Source organism: Chitinophaga sp. YR573 (assembly GCF_900110995.1).
In the GTDB taxonomy this organism is placed as follows: domain Bacteria; phylum Bacteroidota; class Bacteroidia; order Chitinophagales; family Chitinophagaceae; genus Chitinophaga.
Genome location: NZ_FOJF01000003.1, coordinates 839,121 through 859,436, shown reverse-complemented (window position 1 = coordinate 859,436; position 20,316 = coordinate 839,121). Strand labels below are relative to the sequence as shown.

General features: G+C 42.6%; 17 protein-coding genes. 11 read left to right on the top strand and 6 right to left on the bottom strand.

All coding sequences use genetic code 11. The annotated features are described in order from the left end of the window. The first annotated feature begins 1 nt into the window (after position 1). The 6 genes from nosZ to BMW86_RS29960 are packed head-to-tail and all read left to right on the top strand — an operon-like array spanning position 2 to position 5,764. Positions 2–1,972, top strand: a complete 1,971-nt coding sequence (gene nosZ / locus BMW86_RS29985) for a Sec-dependent nitrous-oxide reductase (RefSeq protein WP_089787267.1) — start codon at positions 2–4, stop codon at positions 1,970–1,972. Positions 1,973–2,028: 56 nt separating this feature from the next. Beyond that, positions 2,029–2,604, top strand: coding sequence for a hypothetical protein (locus tag BMW86_RS29980; protein ID WP_218149260.1), 576 nt, complete (start codon positions 2,029–2,031; stop codon positions 2,602–2,604). Further along, a complete protein-coding gene (locus BMW86_RS29975) occupies positions 2,601–3,047 on the top strand; it encodes a nitrous oxide reductase accessory protein NosL (protein ID WP_089787262.1) in 447 nt (148 codons plus the stop codon). Before BMW86_RS29980 ends, BMW86_RS29975 begins: the two co-directional genes overlap by 4 nt. Beyond that, on the top strand, positions 3,044–4,276 hold the full coding sequence (gene nosD / locus BMW86_RS29970; protein WP_089787259.1) for a nitrous oxide reductase family maturation protein NosD: 1,233 nt from the start codon (positions 3,044–3,046) through the stop codon (positions 4,274–4,276). Before BMW86_RS29975 ends, nosD begins: the two co-directional genes overlap by 4 nt. Then, complete coding sequence (locus BMW86_RS29965; protein ID WP_089787257.1) at positions 4,273–5,013, top strand: ABC transporter ATP-binding protein; 741 nt, start codon at positions 4,273–4,275, stop codon at positions 5,011–5,013. The genes nosD and BMW86_RS29965 overlap by 4 nt, the downstream gene beginning before the upstream one ends. Then, a complete protein-coding gene (locus BMW86_RS29960) occupies positions 4,997–5,764 on the top strand; it encodes an ABC transporter permease subunit (protein ID WP_089787256.1) in 768 nt (255 codons plus the stop codon). The genes BMW86_RS29965 and BMW86_RS29960 overlap by 17 nt, the downstream gene beginning before the upstream one ends. 54 nt (positions 5,765–5,818) lie before the next feature. On the opposite strand, the gene BMW86_RS29955 is transcribed toward BMW86_RS29960, so the two are convergent. The 3 genes from BMW86_RS29955 to BMW86_RS29945 form a co-directional block, all read right to left on the bottom strand. Beyond that, on the bottom strand, positions 5,819–6,592 hold the full coding sequence (locus BMW86_RS29955; protein ID WP_089787254.1) for a hypothetical protein: 774 nt from the start codon (positions 6,590–6,592) through the stop codon (positions 5,819–5,821). 37 nt (positions 6,593–6,629) lie between these two features. After that, entirely contained in the window at positions 6,630–6,857 is a 228-nt protein-coding gene (locus BMW86_RS29950; protein ID WP_089787253.1) for a hypothetical protein, read from the bottom strand. A 109-nt stretch (positions 6,858–6,966) separates the two neighbouring features. Next, entirely contained in the window at positions 6,967–9,138 is a 2,172-nt protein-coding gene (locus BMW86_RS29945) for a beta-1,3-glucanase family protein (RefSeq protein WP_089787251.1), read from the bottom strand. A 177-nt stretch (positions 9,139–9,315) separates the two neighbouring features. Here BMW86_RS29945 and BMW86_RS29940 point away from each other — a divergent pair, with 177 nt between their 5' ends. The 5 genes from BMW86_RS29940 (at position 9,316) to BMW86_RS29920 (ending at position 14,631) form a co-directional block, all read left to right on the top strand. Further along, a complete protein-coding gene (locus BMW86_RS29940; RefSeq protein ID WP_089787249.1) occupies positions 9,316–10,203 on the top strand; it encodes a dienelactone hydrolase family protein in 888 nt (295 codons plus the stop codon). Positions 10,204–10,620: 417 nt separating this feature from the next. Beyond that, positions 10,621–11,070: a hypothetical protein gene (locus tag BMW86_RS29935; protein ID WP_089787247.1), complete on the top strand. Its 450-nt coding sequence runs from the start codon at positions 10,621–10,623 to the stop codon at positions 11,068–11,070. A 22-nt stretch (positions 11,071–11,092) separates the two neighbouring features. Continuing rightward, complete coding sequence (locus tag BMW86_RS29930) at positions 11,093–11,515, top strand: hypothetical protein (protein WP_089787245.1); 423 nt, start codon at positions 11,093–11,095, stop codon at positions 11,513–11,515. A gap of 11 nt (positions 11,516–11,526) precedes the next feature. Continuing rightward, on the top strand, positions 11,527–13,098 hold the full coding sequence (locus BMW86_RS29925) for a tyrosinase family protein (RefSeq protein ID WP_089787243.1): 1,572 nt from the start codon (positions 11,527–11,529) through the stop codon (positions 13,096–13,098). A gap of 51 nt (positions 13,099–13,149) precedes the next feature. After that, positions 13,150–14,631: a hypothetical protein gene (locus tag BMW86_RS29920; protein WP_089787240.1), complete on the top strand. Its 1,482-nt coding sequence runs from the start codon at positions 13,150–13,152 to the stop codon at positions 14,629–14,631. A gap of 90 nt (positions 14,632–14,721) precedes the next feature. On the opposite strand, the gene BMW86_RS29915 is transcribed toward BMW86_RS29920, so the two are convergent. Genes BMW86_RS29915 through BMW86_RS29905 form a run of 3 tightly spaced genes read right to left on the bottom strand, consistent with a single transcriptional unit; the run spans position 14,722 to position 20,310 of the window. Continuing rightward, positions 14,722–15,792 carry an efflux RND transporter periplasmic adaptor subunit gene (locus BMW86_RS29915; RefSeq protein WP_177189439.1) on the bottom strand — a complete coding sequence of 357 codons (1,071 nt, stop codon included), beginning with the start codon at positions 15,790–15,792 and terminating at the stop codon, positions 14,722–14,724. 10 nt (positions 15,793–15,802) lie between these two features. After that, positions 15,803–18,913 carry an efflux RND transporter permease subunit gene (locus BMW86_RS29910; RefSeq protein ID WP_089787237.1) on the bottom strand — a complete coding sequence of 1,037 codons (3,111 nt, stop codon included), beginning with the start codon at positions 18,911–18,913 and terminating at the stop codon, positions 15,803–15,805. Positions 18,914–18,915: 2 nt separating this feature from the next. Continuing rightward, the gene (locus tag BMW86_RS29905; RefSeq protein ID WP_089787236.1) at positions 18,916–20,310 is read right to left on the bottom strand and encodes a TolC family protein; all 1,395 of its coding nucleotides are present in this window, start codon (positions 20,308–20,310) and stop codon (positions 18,916–18,918) included. Positions 20,311–20,316 lie beyond the last annotated feature (6 nt).

Genomic DNA, 20,316 nt, shown 5'->3' with positions numbered 1-20,316 from the left:
TATGAAAAAAATATTCTTTCCGCTTTGCTTAGTTGCTGCTGTAGCATTCGTGCAAAGCTGTAAAATGAAGAACACCGCATCTGCTGTGATAGGAGATGCCGATTCAAAAGTATACGTCGCACCCGGTAAATATGATGAGTATTACAATTTTGTATCAGGAGGCTTTAACGGACAGGTATCCGTTTATGGGTTGCCTTCAGGACGACTGTTAAAGCTCATCCCGGTATTTGCCGTGTTTCCGGAAAATGGCTATGGCTATAGTGAAGAAACAAAGGCTATGCTGAACACGACTAACGGTCAGATCCCATGGGATGACCAGCATCACTTGGACCTATCCCAGACAAATGGAGAACAGGATGGTCGATGGCTTTTCGCCAATGCCAATAATACACCACGTATTGCCAGGATAGATCTCAAAACATTTAAAACGGTAGAGATTCTGCAAATACCTAACAGTGCAGGCAACCACTCCTCCCCTTTCATTACTGAGAATACAGAGTATGTGGTAGCAGGCACCCGCTTTTCTGTACCATTAGGTACAGAAGATGTACCGATCAGTTCATTTAAACAGAACTTCCATAGTACCGCATCATTTATTAGTGTGGATAAAAGCTCCGGCAATATGTCGATCGCTTTCCAGATAGTATTGCCCGGTATGAACCTTGATCTGAGTCATGGAGGGAAAGGGCCCTCACATGACTGGTTCTTCTTTTCCAGTTACAATACCGAGCAGGCTTATACGTTGCTTGAAGTGAACGCATCACAAAAAGATAAGGACTATATCGTTGCCGTTAACTGGAAAAAAGCAGAAGAATATGCAAAAGCGGGCAAGGGCAAAAAAGTAGCAGCTGACTATGCACACAATATCTATGATGAAAGTAAACAAACAGCTACCTCCGTTATAGAACATGAAGTATTACTATTGGACCCTAAAGATTGCCCGGACATGGTCTACATGATTCCATGCCCTAAATCCCCTCATGGCTGCGATCTGGACCCTAGCGGGGAATACATTGTCGGAAGTGGGAAACTGGCTGCACTGATCCCTGTGTTCTCCTTTAGCAAAATGATAAAGGCTATCGGGAGCAAACAGTTTGAAGGAGATTTCCAGGGTATCCCGATCATAAAATATGAAGCTGCCTTGTACGGTGAAGTACAAAAGCCGGGGCTGGGTCCTCTGCATACAGAATTTGATGATAAAGGAAATGCATACACTTCCATGTTCCTTTCTTCAGAAGTAGTAAAATGGAGTTTAAAGGATCTTAAAGTACTGGACAGGGCTCCCACTTACTATTCCGTAGGTCACTTAATGATTCCCGGTGGTGATACCCGGAAACCAGGGGGCAAATATCTGGTGGCGTACAACAAAATAACTAAAGACCGCTTTTTACCTACCGGTCCGGAACTGGCACAATCTGCCCAATTGTATGATATATCCGGAGATAAAATGCAATTGCTCCTGGACTACCCTACTATAGGAGAGCCCCACTATGCGCAGGCATGTCTTGCAAGTTTGATAAAAGACCAGCAGGTGAAGTACTATGACATTAACAAGAATGGCAATGAATTTGTGACAATGGGTGAAAAGAAGACCAATGTAGTCCGCAAAGGGAACCGGGTGGACGTATATATGACTGCTATCCGGTCCCACCTGGTACCTGATAATATTGAAGGAGTATTTGTGGGCGATGATATTTATTTCCATGTTACTAACCTGGAACAGGATTGGGATATTCCGCATGGTTTCGCCATCAAGAATAATCCCAATGCAGAACTGTTAGTCATGCCGGGGGAAACCGTTACCTTAAAATTCACTCCGCAAAAACAGGGCATCTATCCATTCTATTGCACGGACTTCTGTTCTGCCTTACACCAGGAAATGTCAGGTTACCTGAGAGTATCTCCCAAAGGGAGCAACACTCCTCTGAAATTCGGTACCGGTGACATCGCAGATGCCAGCACACAAAAATAAGATCAATCACAAAAGGTACTGCAACCATAGCTGTAGTACCTTTTAATCTGTTTATTATGAAAACACTGACAAAGCCAGGAAGAATAAGTATTGTGATTGTCATGTTATTCCTGGCAACACTATGGTTATTCCCCTTGTGGCGGATTGATCTGAGAGCACCACAATACCCGGGAGGATTATCTATGCAGATATGGCTTAATGACATAAAAGGCGATGTGCCTATCATCAATGGGCTGAATCATTACATAGGTATGCAGGAGATCAATAAAAAGGATTTCCGGGAATTCATCTTCCTGCCTGCCGCTATCCTCCTGTTTATCCTCTTTGGATTCCTGGTCCTGCTACTTAAAAAGAAAATATACTATTACATATGGTCCGCCCTGTTCATTGGAATTGCGTGCTTTTCATTTTATGACTTCTACATGTGGGAGTATAATTATGGTCACCACCTGAATCCTCACGCGCCAATACGGGTACCAGGCATGTCCTACCAGCCTCCTTTACTCGGGTATAAGAAATTGCTGAACTTTGAAGTATTATCCCAACCCGACATTGCCGGCTGGTTTTTTATTGGAACAGGCATTTTACTGGTCTCTATGACCATCTATGAATGGAAAAAAAATAAAAAATGAAGCAGGTACTTCTGATATTATTTGTCTGCGGCCTTTTGGGCCTCTCCTCCTGCCAACAGCAGTTTGAACCGGTAGACTATGGCCATGATGCATGCACACACTGTAAAATGACCATAATGGATAAACGTTTTGCAGCAGAAATGGTAACAGAGAAAGGTAAGGCCTACAAATTTGACGATATAGCATGCCTCCTGAAATACATGAAGGAAAAACACGTTAACAGTGCAAAGGCAATGATATTTGTAAATGATTACAACAAACCAGATAATAGTTTCCTGGATGCCCGACAGGCGGTATACCTGCATAGCGAAGTATTTAAAACCCCTATGAACGGAAATTTTGCTGCTTTCTCAACTGACAGGGAAGCTGCGCCATTTAAGGATCGCTTGCAGAATAACCAGTTAAAATGGCAAGATCTGGAAACCAAACCTATAAACCAATGAAACCCGTACTGTTATTACATATATTCCTGCTGTATGCCGTTACCTGGAGTTTCGCCACCATTATAAAAGTACATCCTGCTGTCAACAGTATCCACCATGCTGCAAACATCGCGCATAGCGGTGACACATTATTATTGCAAAAAGGGATTTATAAGGAACATGATATCGTAATCTCCAAAAAGCTGACAATAACCGGGGAAGGGTTCCCTATAATAGATGGGGAAAATAAATACCAGGTTTTCATTATTGCCAGCGATTCTGTAATAATACAGGGCTTGCAGATACAACATATTGGGAAAGGATCTATTACAGATATGGCAGGCATTAAGATCGTAAATGCAAAATGCGTTACTATAAGGAACAATAGGCTCATTAATAACACATTTGGTATTTACCTGCAAAACACTACCCGGTGTAATATCGTCAATAATATGATCCACTCCGATGCTAAAGATGAAATAAACGGCGGAAATGGCATCCATGCATGGAAATGCACTCACCTCTCAATAACAGGAAATTCCATATCAGGGCACCGGGATGGCATTTATTTTGAGTTTGTTACCGATTCGTATATCGCTGCTAACACATCTTTTGACAATGCACGATATGGCCTGCATTTCATGTTTTCTCACAATGATACCTATACGCAGAATACCTTTAAGAGCAACGGTGCAGGTGTTGCAGTAATGTACTCCAAAGGCGTGATCATGTGTGACAATGAATTTGTCCATAATTGGGGAGATGCCTCGTATGGCCTTTTATTGAAAGAGATCACTGACAGTAAAATTGAGCATAACCGGTTTACAAAAAATACGGTTGGCATACATATGGAAGGTACTACGCGCGTTGATGTACGGCGCAACATTTTCCAGGATAACGGATGGGGTGTACGTGTACAGGCAAGCTGTAGCGGAAGCAGCTTTGTTGAGAATAATTTTATCGGTAATTCCTTTGATGTAACCACCAATGGCACCATGATGCTGAACACATTCAACAATAATTACTGGGATAAGTACGATGGCTATGACCTGGATAAAAATAGTATAGGAGATGTTTCCTACTACCCTGTAAGTGTATATGCCGTAATAACGGAAAAGATACCTCCGGCAATGATCCTGTACCGCAGCTTTCTTAGCGATATTATGGATCAGGTAGAGAAGGTAATGCCCACTATAATACCGGATATGCTGAAAGATGATCATCCATTAATGAAAAAATTAAAACTATGATCGAAATAGCATATCTGACCAAAACCTTCAGAAAGTTTAAGGCTTTAGACAACATCAACCTGCATTTTGAACGCGGGCAAACCATTTCCCTGTTAGGCCCCAATGGTTCAGGAAAGACTACGTTGATAAAATCCATACTAGGTTTAGTGATCCCTGAAAAAGGAACGATCAGGATAAACGGGAACGAAGTAAAGGACAATTGGGAATACCGCTCGCAAATAGGCTATATGCCGCAGATAGGACGTTATCCCGAGAATATGACCATACGCCAGGTAATAAAGATGCTCAAAGAGATCAGGAAAGACTGTAACAGGTATGATGAAGAACTGATTGAAGGATTTAACATCTCTGCCGTACACCATAAAACGATGCGTAGCCTGTCTGGCGGTACGCGCCAAAAGGTTAGTGCCTGCCTTTCTTTCCTTTTTTCTCCGGATATACTTATCCTTGATGAGCCTACAGCGGGATTGGACCCCGTATCAAGCGAGCTGCTTAAAGATAAGATTATAAAAGAGCGCACCAACGGAAAGCTTATTCTCATCACTTCCCATGTACTCAGCGACCTGGATGACATCACCACTCATATAGTGTACCTGCAGGACGGAAAACTGATGTGCTATAAAACAGTGGAAGAACTGAAAAAGTCGACCGGACAGGAAAAATTGAATAAAATCGTTGCTGCAATCATGCAAAAGAATTACAGAGAAGAATATCAGCTCCATGAAAACAATTATTAAATATGTACTGCTCGATCTGCTGAAGAATAAAACAATACTTGTTTATACGTTTATATTGGCGGCAATCACAATTAGCGTTTCAGGCATAGGCGATAATGCTTCCAAAGGCCTTTTAAGCCTGTTAAACATTACCTTGCTATTTGTGCCTATTATCAGCATCCTCTTTTCCACCATCTATTTCTTTAATTCCGTAGAATTCACCGAGCTGCTGCTGGCCCAGCCAATAAGAAGAAAAACAATGTTATTGGCAGAATATGCAGGCATTGCTATTGCATTAACCATCGCTTACCTGGTGGGAGTAGGCGTTCCCATTTGCATTTTCTTTTATAACCTGGCTGCTGTTATTCTAATAATAAGCGGGTTGTTTTTAACGCTGATCTTCTCAGCACTGGCATTGTTGATCTTTGTGTTATTCAAGGACAAAACCAAAGGTATTGGCGCGGCGATCATTATAGCACTGTTCTTCATCCTGCTATTCGATGGTTTGCTGCTCTCCTTTATTTACTCATTCAGCGATTACCCGATCGAGAAACCCCTGTTGGGACTTATATCATTAAACCCTGTTGATCTGGCCCGTATATTAGTGTTGCTGCAATTAGACGCAGCCGTAATGATGGGCTATTCAGGTGCTTTGTTCAAGAAATTCATGGGGTCAGCCACGGGAAGCATTTATACTGTTATCTGTATGCTGTGCTGGACCATTATTCCTCTAATAACAGCTGCTGGAATATTCAAAAAGAAAGATATCTGAGCCTGTCCTTAAACTTAGTTCCGAGTCAAGTTATGTCATATAAAGTTTTCAAATTTATCCATACGATGCTCTGTTGCTCTTAGCTACATTGGAAAGTGCTATAAGCCCCGCGCCTGCAATAATGGCCCCTCCTACAAAAGGAAAGCCCGCACCTACAATATCTGCCATCGAAGAAGAAAACAGGAATGGCAGGCAAAATAACATGCCGGACGCGCCCAATAAGATAGCGATATAAGCACCCGCTTTTACCATCCACGATGCATCAGGTAACCAGTTGAATAACAGGCGAAATAACATATCGGCTGCTCCCAATAAGATATCGATATAAGCGCCTATAGATGACCTGCGTTTTACCGGTGCATAATTGAACACCGCTTCCCGCAAGGTGGTAATCTCACAGTGTGCAAAATCTTCGATCGTCCATGAACTGATAGGCTTTGCACTGTAACCATTTTTAAAGTCCTGGCAAAATGTATACCACAGCTCTGGCAGGAATAATGCTCCGAAAATAAATACCGAGAAACTAGGTATTGTCAGATTACCATTGCCCAGCATAAATGCCTGTAAACGAATTTCATGCACTGCTGTCATTTCAAAGCCAAGCAGTACATGTTTTAAATCATGGCTTTCGAAACCTGGTACAAGACGCAGATTGTTACGTTTTAAGCAGGCAGCAATTTCTTTACCCAAAGTACCATCAGGCAATTCATTCAGTTGCCGGGCCTTTTCTTCATAGAGTGCGATATCATAAAATTGTTCAATTGTCCATACGGACAGGTGAAAGGATTTACGGAGGATGCTTCTTGCAATTAACTGGAAAATATTCATGGGAAATTTTATTTGTGGTTAGTCGGGTCTATACAGACTACTTTCTCATGTCGGCTTTGCTATGCTGAACCCGATAGTGTTTGCCATCTTTACTGCCACCCCATACGTCTGATACTGCGGCTAATTTCACAGGAGCATCCATATCATTTCGAATAAGTTTTTTTGAAACTTTTCTAAAAATCCTATTCCATCTTCTTTTATCTTTTTTCTCAGAAACTGCAGTTGTTATTCCAAAAACAGGTGTCTTTCGTCTTGAGCGAGACATATCAAAATCGTTATGTTGTATACAAATATATATAAATTATACAGCACTATAATACAGAAAACCCGCTCTATATGAGCGGGTTTTCTGTATTAGTTATGAAAGATATTATTTACTGCTTCAGGATTTTAATCCGTTTTTGAGTACCGTCTTTACGGTCTATAGCAATGATGTATATCCCTGGTATCAGAGAAGATACAGAAATTGTGCTGCCTGGATTTTTAACTTTCATGATATCATGACCACTGATATCATAAATGCTGAGTGTTCTTACTTTGTCGTTGTTACGGAGGTACAGTTGTTCACTTACCGGGTTAGGCGACAGGGTAACGGTGTTGTCATCCACAGCTTTTGTTGTCACGGCTACTCTGGCAGATGAAACACTGGTAATAGTAAGATAGTTCAGATTGAAACCACCTGTAGCTGTGGCGATACCGATGTTATATGTTCCGGCCGGCAATGATACATTATGTGAAACATTGGTCCAGTTCTGCCATCCACCGGTATTGGGGATAGTAACGGAACCCAGTTGTGTAGCACCGGCATCCTTTTCCAGTCGCAGTGACGTATTGGAGTTAGGGCTGGCCACGCGGTAAGCCACATTGTAAGTACCGGTTGCAGGTATTGTTACACTGTAAGACATCCAGTCTCCGGCGTCTATCCAACCTACATCCTGTCCACCACCTGCATCAGTTGTTGTTTCGACATCTATGCCAGACATATAGTTATAGCTCTCTGCCTGGATAACGGTAGAGGATGCACTGGCGGATTCTACTTTTAATGAAGTAGTTACATCGTTCCAGCTATTGTCAACCAGGCAATTGTCGTCTGCTGTAAGTGCAAGCGTCGATCCGGTAAAATTGTCATCCTGGTAGAGAGTCACTTTATATCCGGAAGTCACCTTGAGAGAAGAAATATCATCATCGAGGATACCCAGTGCAATCAGTTGGCTGCGGGTATAAGTTCCGGGGTTCAAACCTATTGCATAACCGCCGTAATTACAATCCTTGTACACTATTGCAGCACCTGTTGCCGTTAGGCCAGAAAAGCCTCCTACGGTAATGGTAGTCCGTACCGGTGAGGAAGCGTTGATTGTAGACGAATGGTTAAATACATCGTCGTAGCAGAAGGCATAAGTGAGACTGTTGTAGCTGATATCACTGCGGTGCCAGAACTTGCAGTACCAGTTGTAAGGAGAGGTCTGGTAATAGCTGGCTGCATTGGAGAAATCCTGCGTGGTACCGGTTGCTGCATTCAGATCAATGGCATGGCGGTTAATAGCAGCGCAGATCTGCGCCTGAATAACCTTATCCCATTGTCCGCCAGCGGCCATCACACCACTGCCTTCCATCACTTCAAGATTGGTCGGTTTGTTTGATATCGTTCCTACCTGCCCGTCAGAAGCTCTGGTAAACGTGAATACATTTCCGGATACGTGGCCGGTCCATGTACCCGCATCACCTGCATTGAACACCAGGTTACCACTTTGGTATTTAGACCAGATGGCATCGATGTAAGAACCGAAATAATTAGCCTGCGCACCGCCAGTCTGGAAGGCCGCTGTTTTTGAAGGGAACTTGATGATACCATTGGTAGCATCATAGCAACCAGCAAATTCGGAAGGTGCGGTAGACTGCCATTGTGAAAGGATCTGACTGTGAGGTATCAGCTCACCCACCTTCTGGTAGAAGCCGGAATTGCCCCATACTTCAAGACCCATAGGGTATTGATAGCTATCTACGCGGGTAGTGTTCACCCAAAGGCCATTTGAGGCATTTGTGAGCTCAATCGTTTCAAACCGGATGCCCTGGTTGGGATCTGTTGGATTGGCAAGATTGGGTGCAGCATAACCACTTGGCGAGCCGGATGCGCCAAAGAAATAGAGATACAACTGCGAGTTGAAAGAAATCAGGATACGGCATCCTGCAATACCTGGAATGTTGAAAGTTTTATTAGGTATGTCACTGAGTTTGGCAAAACAGTTAGCGTACAAACCATTACCACCGGGACCAGTATTACCGTTGATAACGGGCCCGGGAACGGTATTGTTTGATACGCTCATAAGGTTGACCGCACTGGTTTTGGGGTCAATCCATACAAAATTGCCGTTGACGATACCTACAATCGCGACGTACACATTGCCATCAGCATAAGTTGAGTTGTTGGACAATGTGAAGGGAACTGTGGTTTGGGCCTGTAAGTTACTTTTTACCGAGATGGTTAATGCAAACAGAAAGGCCATGCGGGTACATAGTACCCTGATGAGGGAAAATCTGGTTTTCATAGATATAGATGTTAAATTAACAAATCGTAACGCTAATTTAACTGAATTGTTGGATAAGTTGTCTAAGATTGGTAAATAGTGCAGAAAGGATTGACATAAATTACGATGTACGTTTTAAAATAAGTAATATATAAATGATCGTTTAAATCAGGTAACTTTAATACAAACCCAATCCATATGAACGAAATCAAAAAAGAAGATATCAAACAGGAAGTATTTGATCTGTATGATGATTATGCTCATAACAGGGTGAACAGACGCGACTTTATAGAAAAGCTGTCTATATACGCAGTCGGAGGTTTGACAGTCACTTCACTGATGAGTTTCCTGATGCCTGATTACCAGCATGCCATTCAGGTGAAACCAGATGATCCCCGTCTTATATCTGAATATATTCATTACAACTCTGAAAAAGGTGGAGGATCAATCAAGGCTTTGTTATCTAAACCTGCCGGTACAACGAAAAAGCTTGGCGGCATTGTGGTTGTTCATGAGAATCGTGGATTGAATCCATACATTGAAGATGTGGCCAGAAGAGCGGCATTGGCTGGATTTATATCTATTGCTCCGGATGCTTTGACTCCGTTAGGTGGTTATCCTGGTAATGATGATAAAGGGCGTGAATTGCAGAGCAAAAGAGATAAGAATGAAATGCTGGAAGACTTTATAGCTGCTTATGAATACCTGAAAAAACATCCTGATTGCAATGGGAAAATAGGTGTTGTAGGTTTTTGTTTTGGTGGCGGGATCGCTAATATGATGGCAGTACGTATAGCTGATCTGGCTGCCGCTGTGCCGTTTTATGGTGCGCAACCGCCGAAAGAACTTGTGCCTCAGATAAAAGCACCACTGCTTTTACAATATGCAGAATTAGATACTCATGTGAATGAAGGATGGCCCGCTTATGAAAGTGCGTTGAAAGAGAATCACAAAGAATATACTGCTTACATTTATCCTGGTGTAAACCATGGTTTTCATAATGATACAACACCCCGTTATGATAAACCAGCTGCGGAACTTGCATGGAAACGTACTATTGAATTTTTGACTGCAAAATTAAAATAATCAATTCTATAAACTGATCGCTCTGAAGTTTATATCGTATATACATATCTGTTACTATCGAAGCATTAAATGTATTATCTAATATATTGATATTCAAAATATTTACTTAATATACCTATCCTGATAATATTTTTTCAGGATTGATTTTTTTATTAATTTTAATTATACATTTGGCAACCATAAGTCGTTTAGACATCCTAAGAAAATTATATATACCACAACAATAACCAAGAACCTCAAAATATGATAACTAACCTTATTCGGGAACTCGTATAGTAGTCTTCTTATTATCCATAGCATGTGAATGTGTCATAACTCCAATGTGACAGGGGATTTTTCATGCATTTAAATACCGGTCCTTCACTTCTTCTTTCAAAGGAGCAAGATATTTATTGTTCATACTTAAACACATCTATCATGGCAAAAAAAATTGAATATCCTAACGAGTCCGTATGGTCGTATCGCAGCTTCTTAAACGAAATCGATTTAAGTATCCCGCCAAACGACCTGGAACTAGGTGATGGCACAATCAAACTATTCATTAGCGACAATGGTGAGATCTCCGGTACCATAGGTACAGATGGTGAATGGAGTCTGGAATTGAAGGGGAAAATATTGGACACGAAACCACTGGGCATGGAAATTACCGGTACCGGCTACAATAAAGCTGGTGACAAAGAAGCCTTTTGGGAATATGGTTACAACATTTATTATCTACCCAAAGTACCCGGTGGAAAATTTCAGGCCAATGTACTGTCAGGATCTGTTGTCCGCTTGAAAGATCATCCGTCAATGGATGGAACCAGTATCCATAAAGCGGGTGAGGTAGCTACCTGTTATGCTGTAGATCTTAGCAAACCAGCGTGATTATTTACTCAACCCCCTAAGTATGGAAACTTGTAATTGCACCCCTGGCAATAAAAAATGGCAGCAGGTATCAAAGAAATCAGCAAGAACAGTATCCTCCTTCCTGCTTAGTATACTCATCGCTTTCTTTCCCAAATGTCCGCTATGCTGGGCGGTGTATATGAGTATGTTTGGAAGCATCGGTATGGCAAAACTCCCTTATATGCCCTGGCTGTTACCGGTATTGCTGGGATTCTTATTATTTCATGTAGCGATGCAATACAGGACTATCAAACAAAAAGGCCCCCTGCCCTTTTGTAGTAGTGTTATCGGCGCAACTTGTCTGCTGCTTTCAAGGTTTGTATTTCCCGAAATAAAATTGCTGCTTATAACGGGAATGCTTTTCATTATTGCAGGTTCTCTGTTAGGCACATTCGCTGTCAGGTCTCTTAAATTTCAACAATAAAATCTATTCTTATGGAAAATAATGAGTCAGGTATCCGTGTTCGTCGTTCACTCCGCGAACTGGAAGATTTATATGATTCCGGCACTCCGGCGCCTCTGGAAAACCTCATGCTTGCCTGGAAGGGGATCAAGGAATTACCGGTCAATGATCCCAATTCACTTTTTACTATTGGTGGGTATCATGGTGAACCATTCCGTGATCAGGGTGCTACAGATGGCAATTACTGGGGAGGATACTGCAATCATAACAATGTGTTGTTCCCTACCTGGCACCGCGTGTATCTTTACAAGATTGAGAATGCGCTCCGTAGCATTAAGGGTTGTGAAGAAGTTACGCTTCCTTATTGGGATGAAACAGAACATGAGTCTCTTTCCAAAGGAATGCCCTGGTCACTGACACGGGAGCAGGTGTCAATTCGCGGGCACATGGTCGACAATCCGCTCCGGTCGTACAAATTCCAGATAGCTATCAACGATAATGTGAATAACGACAACTCTACATATTCGAAACCTGCGGGTACAGACACGGTGCGGTATCCATATTCCGGTCTGGTAGGCACACCGGCAGCTAAAGCAAAATCCGATAAGCATAATAGTCAATTTAGTGCCAGTCAGGGTACTAACCTTCTAAATGGCAATATTACGGGTTGGTTGAACAAGACCGTTTCGCTGCCGGATATCGATAAGCGGCTGCAGCTTGGCGGAGTACATGTGCTTTATACGCTATGCCTTGATGCCCCTAATTATACAGTGTTCTCCAATCAAAAATCTGCCGCTTCATGGAACATGATACCGTCGAAGGACCCTGTTGTGGTAGCACTGGAAACCCCACATAATGATATTCATCTGTCTGTCGGTGGGTTCAATATTCCCGGGCCCAATAATCCGGATTTTTCCCCTATTCCGGGAGCTAATGGCGATATGGGCGAAAATGATACGGCAGCATTTGATCCTGTATTCTTTTTCCATCACTGTAATGTGGACAGGATGTTCTGGATATGGCAAAAGAAACACGATTTTACTAATCACTTCCAGATCATTCCTGGTTTTCCTGGTACTAACAGCGATGATGGAGGCCCTAGTGCAGGTTATCCTAAAAATGAGCCATTAACGCTGGATTCTCCGCTCAAGCCTTTCTTAAATAGTGCAACCGGTACATTCTATACCACCCGTGAATGCATCAATATTGAAACACAGTTAGGTTATGTTTACACAGTGGGATCTTTGGATCTTATACACTGGATGCATGGTGAAGAGCTGGCGGCTCAGGAAAAGCTGACTACCAACAAGCTCCGGGTGGCTAATATCAACCGGGGAAATATCTTTGGCTCCTTTGTACTGACTGCTTATGCTACTGTGGATGGTAAGGAACATTATATAGGACATCATTCGGTGTTAAGCAGATGGAATGTGCTTGGCTGTGAAAACTGCCGTGCACATCTTAAAACAGAAGCATATTTCAACCTGGACAAGATAAATCCTGACCTTTCCAATTTCAGGATTGAGATTATTGGCCGGGAAGAGGCCCAGCCACTATTGAATGCGGCGATTGCTGATAATTCAATAGTAATGGAAATAATTTAATAATAACGGAGAGGATGCTGATGTACAGCATCCTCTTAAACTATTAACAAGATGAAAAAAGCTGTTCTGATTATTCTCCTCCTGCTGCTTATCATTACAGGTGCTATATTCATGCTACGGAAGCCTGGAGCATTATTTGCCAGGGAAACGAAGTCATATTCCATCGAGTTCATGAGTAAGCCTCCACATGACACTCCATCAGATACCAGTCAGTTGGCACTGGCCCAATTTGCCTGGAATGAATTCCTGGCATTGAACTGGAGATCAAGTTATGAAAGCAGTGGCGCCAGGCATCAACGCGGAGAACCTGATTACGGATGGAATTATTCCAGAGACTCAAAACCTTTTCCTGATCTGGCTGTATGGGAAACCTATAATCACCGGGTGGAATTTCGCCCTGGTAATGATATGATGCTGCCCTTCGATAAGGTGCCTGTTTATAGCTATACAAGCAGTTCTTTCCCGAGCGAGCCTGGCGTAGATCTTACTCTTTTCAATAATCTTGATGAAAATAATGAAATCGGGTCTTGTAATCTTTATGCATATACGCGTGAACATGGTAAAAAATACCAGGTACTTTATCAGGCGAAGGTAAATCGGGATGAATACGACTATGTCCTTAATCATTATAACACTGCAGAGAAATTAAAACAGGCGAATATTACGACGTTCAATAATATCCAGAAATATAATACGTACTATCAGGGGGCAGAAAATACCTGCGATTGCCCACCTTCGGAAAATGTTATTTGCCTGCCTTGTGGTACGGGCTCTAACGATCCTGGCAGCAGGGAGCCGGAAGGTTCTATAGAAGTTAAAACTGCCTGGCGTAAGAAGCTGCCTGAAGATGGAAAGGCTGAGACTTATTTCCAGCGAAAAATTTTGACTTATAGTAAAAATGCAGATGGGACTATAAAGGCGATAAATGATACATATCTCCTTATTGGTTTGCATATCATTCACAAAACACGCAAATATCCGAACTTCGTTTTTGCTACATGGGAACATAAGGATGATACGCTTCCTAAATTGAGCATGGGTTATGAAAAACTTGACCCTCCTACATATGGGGGTACTATTATTGCTGGTTATCCCCGTGTAAGTAAAGTTGAAGATCAGGTTAATCAGGCGAATATTGAGGCGCACAGGTTACTGGACAGAGCAAATCGTAATTCTGTATGGAAGTATTATAATCTGATCGGGGTACAGGCAAAAACGACCAATGACTCCCATTATCCTAATTTCTTCCTGGCCAATTATGTGATTGAGTCTGATACTACTTTACAGATTTTCAGGGGCTCTGGAATTGGTACTCCTATTGATAGCGGAGAGAATATTGTTTATAATGGAAAACGGTATTCCATGGGTGGCTGTCAGGGATGCCATGGGGTGGCACAGTTCCGTTTGGGCAGTGATCTTTCTTTTATTTGTGATACGGTTAATAAGCCTGTTGATGCCCCGGATATAGGGCAGACTATGAGCAAGCTGGCGAGGTTTGAAAGGGCGCTTAAGATGAATCAAAAAGGAAATTGATATTTTGATAAGGGTGTTTCATTTAAAATGAAACACCCCTTTTTTATTCGTATTTTAATCATTCTCATCTACTAATAGCTGCCAGATGCATTATTTCCTTACTTTCCAATAAGCACTACTTCCAGGTTTACGCTCATCAGTCGCTTTTACAAGCAATGTATCTCCCTGTCTTAATTCACCAAATACTTCAATACCGGTATCATTGGTAATCCCCTGTCGCACATCCACCCATTCTGCTTTCCCCTCTTTGAGACGGATTACAAATTTCCTCTCCTGAGTGGTAGCGATTGTTGAAGCCGGGACCATGAATGAAAGCGCATTGCGCTCAATTCCAATTTTTATATATGCAAAGGCGCCCGCTTTTAATTCATGATGGGTATTATCTACTTCAAACTCCCACAGCTCTGTTCTGGTAGCAGGATCAATAGTCTCTGACTTACGGGCCAGCTTTGCCTGAAAGCGTTGAGTAGGATATGCATCTACCCTGAAATCAATATTTTTTGATGTATTGGCTGCTGATACATAAATTTCAGGCACAGCTGCACGTAAGCGTAGTATGCGGTTATTCTGTATAGTAAGCAGCATGGCATTTGTACCTACCAAAGCGCCTGGATCTGCTTTACGTGCGGTTATTACGCCATCAAACGGTGCTTTAATGTATAAGTAACCAGAGACTTCTTTATAAGCCTCGGATTGTTTTCCCGCTGCTACATATGTAGCACTGTCTGCCAGCATCTGATTACGGCTGCGTTCAAGATCCACCGGTGCTACAATGCCAGGTGTCTTCGCTTTGGAAGCCCTGTACAATCTTTCATAATTGTCTTTACCGGACATCCATTTAGCTTTCGCAGATTGATAAGTTGCTTCCGACTCTGCAAACCGACTGTTAATTTCCGGCGCTTCAATGACTGCCAGCGTTTGCCCCTTCCTTACATGATCCCCCAGATCTACTTTCATCTCACGGACAAAACCCTGCACTTTAGCGAATAATTCTGCATTTTCATAAGGCACTAATTCCGCAGGTAATTCCACTATTTTCTTTAAAGTATCCTGCTGTAAAATAAATACCGGTACCGTATCCTGAGCAGCAGTAGTATCGTTAGTTCTTTCCCGACTGTTATTACATGCAGCCAGCATTAATAGTAAAGCGAATAATCGCATATAATTGAAATTATTTGTCATAGTTGATACTGCTTTTATCATCGGGGTCAAGAGATACATGTTTATAGGGTATGCTGCCTATTACTGACTGGTACACATAAGGAAGGAAAAACAGTACGCTGATAGCCGAAAAAAGCAGCCCTCCAATTACTGCAATACCTAAAGGCGCCGTCTGCTCCCCACCCTCTGATAATCCTAATGCCATAGGTATCATACCTGCAATCATCGCTGTAGTTGTCATCAGAATAGGGCGTAAACGGCTTTCTGCTGCCAGCATAAAGGACTTGTTATCCCCCGATTTTCTGTAATGCTCTGCATTCGTGATAAATAGTACACCATTGGCAATAGCTACACCCACAGCCATAATAGCTCCCATGTATGACTCGATATTTAAAGAATTACCGGTGATAAAAAGAAAGAATAATGAACCTGTTATCACTGCCGGTATGATAGATAAAGTAGCCAGCGCTACCCGGAAAGACTGGAAATAAACAGCCATCACCAGAAATATGACCATCACTGCCACCAACAATCCCGCCTGCAAGCTGCTAAGCGTCTGTTGTAAAAGTTCGGGCTGCCCACGCAGTAATATTTTTGTACCATCAGGCATACTACTGATAGCCTGATGTACTTTTTTGAATACAGTTCCCATGTCCTGTTTATGCACATTGGCTGTAATGGTAATATAACGTTGCTGATTCAGCCGGTCATATTCACCCGGCATGTTTACATGTTTCCACGTAGCCACCTCACTAAGATAATGACCACCGGATATAGGTATTGCTTCCAGTTGCCCGGTGCTGTTCATAAGATATTCAGGATATTGTACCTGTACCTGATATGCAGTGCCGGTAACCTTATCCAGCCAGTAGCCGGGTGTGGTAAACCGACTGGAAGAAGTTGCTGTGACAGTAGAACGGGCTACCTGTTCGCTGGTAATGCCCAGCTGACCTGCTTTTACACGATCGATATCCAGGCGGATAGCTGGATAATCCAAAGGTGTGCTGATCTGTAAATCCCGTAAGGATTCAATAGCAGAGAGTTTTTGCATAAGCAGATCTGTCGTTTTCTTTCCTTCTGTAAGATTGCGGTTCACTACTGCAATTTCTACCGGGTTATTACTACCAAGGTTCAATACCTGTTCAACTATATCACCCGGTTCAAAAGAAATCTTAGCATGAGGCATTTCTTTTTTAACAGCAGCTCTTAGTGCCTCCCTGAATGATTCAACAGGAATAACCCCTCTTTTTAGTTTTATCCGGGTAACAGATTCCTGCGGACCGCTTGTCCATAAATGAATATAGTTTACCGGAAAACTGGAAGGTTGCGTACCAATAAATGCGGAACTGATTTCCGTATTACCTTTTCCGGCAATGCTATCTGCCAATGATAAAAGTTTTCTGGTGGCGTCTTCCGTACGTTCAAAACGCGAGCCAACAGGTAAACGTAATCGTACCTGCGTTTGCCCGCTATCCGTTTGTGGAAATAATTCAGTACCAGTGTATATAAACAACAACGAGACCAACCCTATAGAGACGAATATAAATATAGCCGTTATCCAGCCAAACCCTTTATCTATAAGTTTCCCAGCTGTTATATATCGTTGCTTTATCCGATGAAATAGCCCATCTTCTCTTTTTATTGCATGGTCTTTTAACCACCAGTTAGCAACTACCGGTACAAATGTCTGTGACAGCAGGAATGATGCGATCATAGCAAACGATACCGCCAGTGACAATGGCATAAACATCGCCTTAGGCACACCATTCATGAATATAGCTGGTACAAACACAGCGAGGATACTTAAGAGGATGAGCAGTTTAGGTCCTGCTATCTCCTTTGTTGCATCTGCAATAGCTCTTGCTTTTCCTTTTCCGGATTCTATATGCCGGTGAATATTTTCTATCGTTACAGTGGCTTCATCCACCAGTATGCCCACAGATAGTGCCAGTCCTCCGAGCGTCATGATATTAATTGTCTGGCCGGTCAGATACAATAAAGTAGCAGAAGTCAATAACGCTAATGGAATAGTCAAAATTACAATAAAGGCACTACGCAGATCGCTCAGGAACAATAATACCATCAGGCCAGTAAGAATAGCTCCCAGTCCTCCTTCAAACAGCAGGCTTTTGAGGGAATTAATCACATACCCCGACTGATCAAATTCATATGTCACTTTAATATCCGAAGGGATGGCAGCCTGCATATCCGGCAAAGCCGCTTTCACTCTTTGTACCACATCCCAGGTAGAAGCATCTGCGCGTTTGGTGACCGGTATATAAACGGAACGTTTACCATTAATCAATGCATAACTGGTAGTAACATCTGCACCCATGCTCACATTGGCAATATCCTTTACATATACGGCTGGTCCTGCACCCAATTGAAGCGGAGTGTTCTGCAGATCCTGTAATGTTTCAATGACGCTGTTCTGCGGAGTGATATAAGTTGTATCTCCGATGCGGACATTCCCTGCCGGGGAGATCGTATTGAACTTAGCCACTGTTTGTACTACCTGATCCGGTGAAAGATTGTAAGCCCTCAATTTTCCGGGATCAATGGTAATCAACACTGTTTTTTGATTACCCCCAAAAGGTGGTGGTGCAGATACTCCGGGTAAAGTAGAAAACATAGGACGTACCTTAAAAAGTGCCAGGTCGGATATTTCACCCAATGACCGGCTTTCAGAACGAAATACCAGTTGCCCTACCGGTACGCTACCGGCATCAAACCTTGTAATAAACGGAGGTACTGTTCCGGGAGGCATGAAGGCCCTTGACCGGTTCACATATCCAACCACTTCCGCCATTGCCTGGCTCATGTCTGTACCTTCATTAAATTCCAGTTTTATGATAGCGGCGCCCTGTATACTTTTGGACTCTACATATTTAACACCTGTGATATACAGGAAATGATATTCATAATATGAGGTGATAAAACCTTCCATCTGTTCCGGAGACAAGCCACCATATGGCTGCGCCACATATACTACCGGTAATCCCAGGCGTGGGAAAATATCTATTTTTGTATTTCTGACAGATGTATAAGAGAAAAAGAGGATGGCTATAACAGCCACTAGTATAGTAACAGGATGCCGTAAGGCTGAACTGATTAGCTTCATAATTATTTTATACTGTTTATAAACTCATCCAGATTACCATTGGCTACAGCGATATCCAGTAAGCTATGCCATAACTGCAGGAATGCACCTGCCTGACCAGCTTCCGCTTTTAGCAGGTCGTATTGTCCCTGAATGAGTCTTGTAAAGTCTATCAGACCGGTTTCATAGCTTAATTTCAATCCGTCGAAGGCATATTGTGCTGCTTGCGATTGCACCATTGCCCGACGAACAATTAAGATATTCTGCCGGTAATTATATTGTGCTGTTTGCTGCTGCTTCTGCAAATTCAAGGTTACCTGAGTCAGTTGTGCATCGTCTGCTTTTACGATTGATTGATACTGCTTCTTTTGGATATTTACCTGTGAGAATTGCAACAGCGGAAAACTCAGTTGTATACCGGCTCCATAATTCTTCTGCGTAAGAGACCAGCCGGCAGATTTATTGACACTGCCATCTGCTGCTATGCCAGAACCTCTTGCATAAGCATTCGCCCAGATATCCAGTCGTGGGCGCCAGGCGCGTTGCACTTCTTTTAATGCGGCTTCACTTACGGCTTTTTTAGTCTGATAATATTGTAATAGTGGATGCGTTAGCAGAGACCTAGTAGTATCTGTAGTGGAAGGCATCTGTGAGATCAGCAGAGTATCTGATAACTGAATATTATCCGGTGCATCTGGCAATCCTGTAAGGCGGGTTAATTCAGTAAGCTGTGCATAGTATCGCTGTTGTATAGTGAGCAGGTCTGTTTCCACCTGGGCCAATGCTGCCTGAAACTGTGTGGTATCAATGCCGGGGCGTAAACCCTCCTGTGCATATATAAGTGATTGTTGCAGTCCTGCTTCGGTACGCTCCTTATTCGCCTGATAATTTTGCAGCTGTTTTCGGAGATATATGGCATCGAGGTAGGTAGCAATGGCTGCATACTGTTGCCGGAAAAGAAAATCGTTATAATAGCTGGCTGCCGATTTGTATTGTGCTGCGGCCTTTTCAATAGCTGCCTGGCGTTGGCCAAAAGTCACAGGATTCCATTTTAACAGGGCAGTTAAGGCTGTACCTGGTACCGGATCATATGTATTGCCGGCAGAGGGTGGCCCACTGATAGGCAGTATTAAACCCGGGTAACTCATACCGGTAATATTGTTATAAGTTGCATAGCCTGCCTGGTAACCGGCTGTTACTTCCGGTATCAGCGTATTCTGCGCTACTTTTACAGCATAACCGGCTGCCACTGCCTGCTCTTTATAACCTTTCAATTCGGGTTGTTGTGTCTGTACCAGCGATAATACTTCTTTAATAGAAAGATGATGCTGTTGGGCGAAACTTTCTTCTGTTATTACCAGCAGGTAACAGACTGTAAATAGCTTAACCAATGGATTCAAACGACGGTTATCTTTCATATTAAA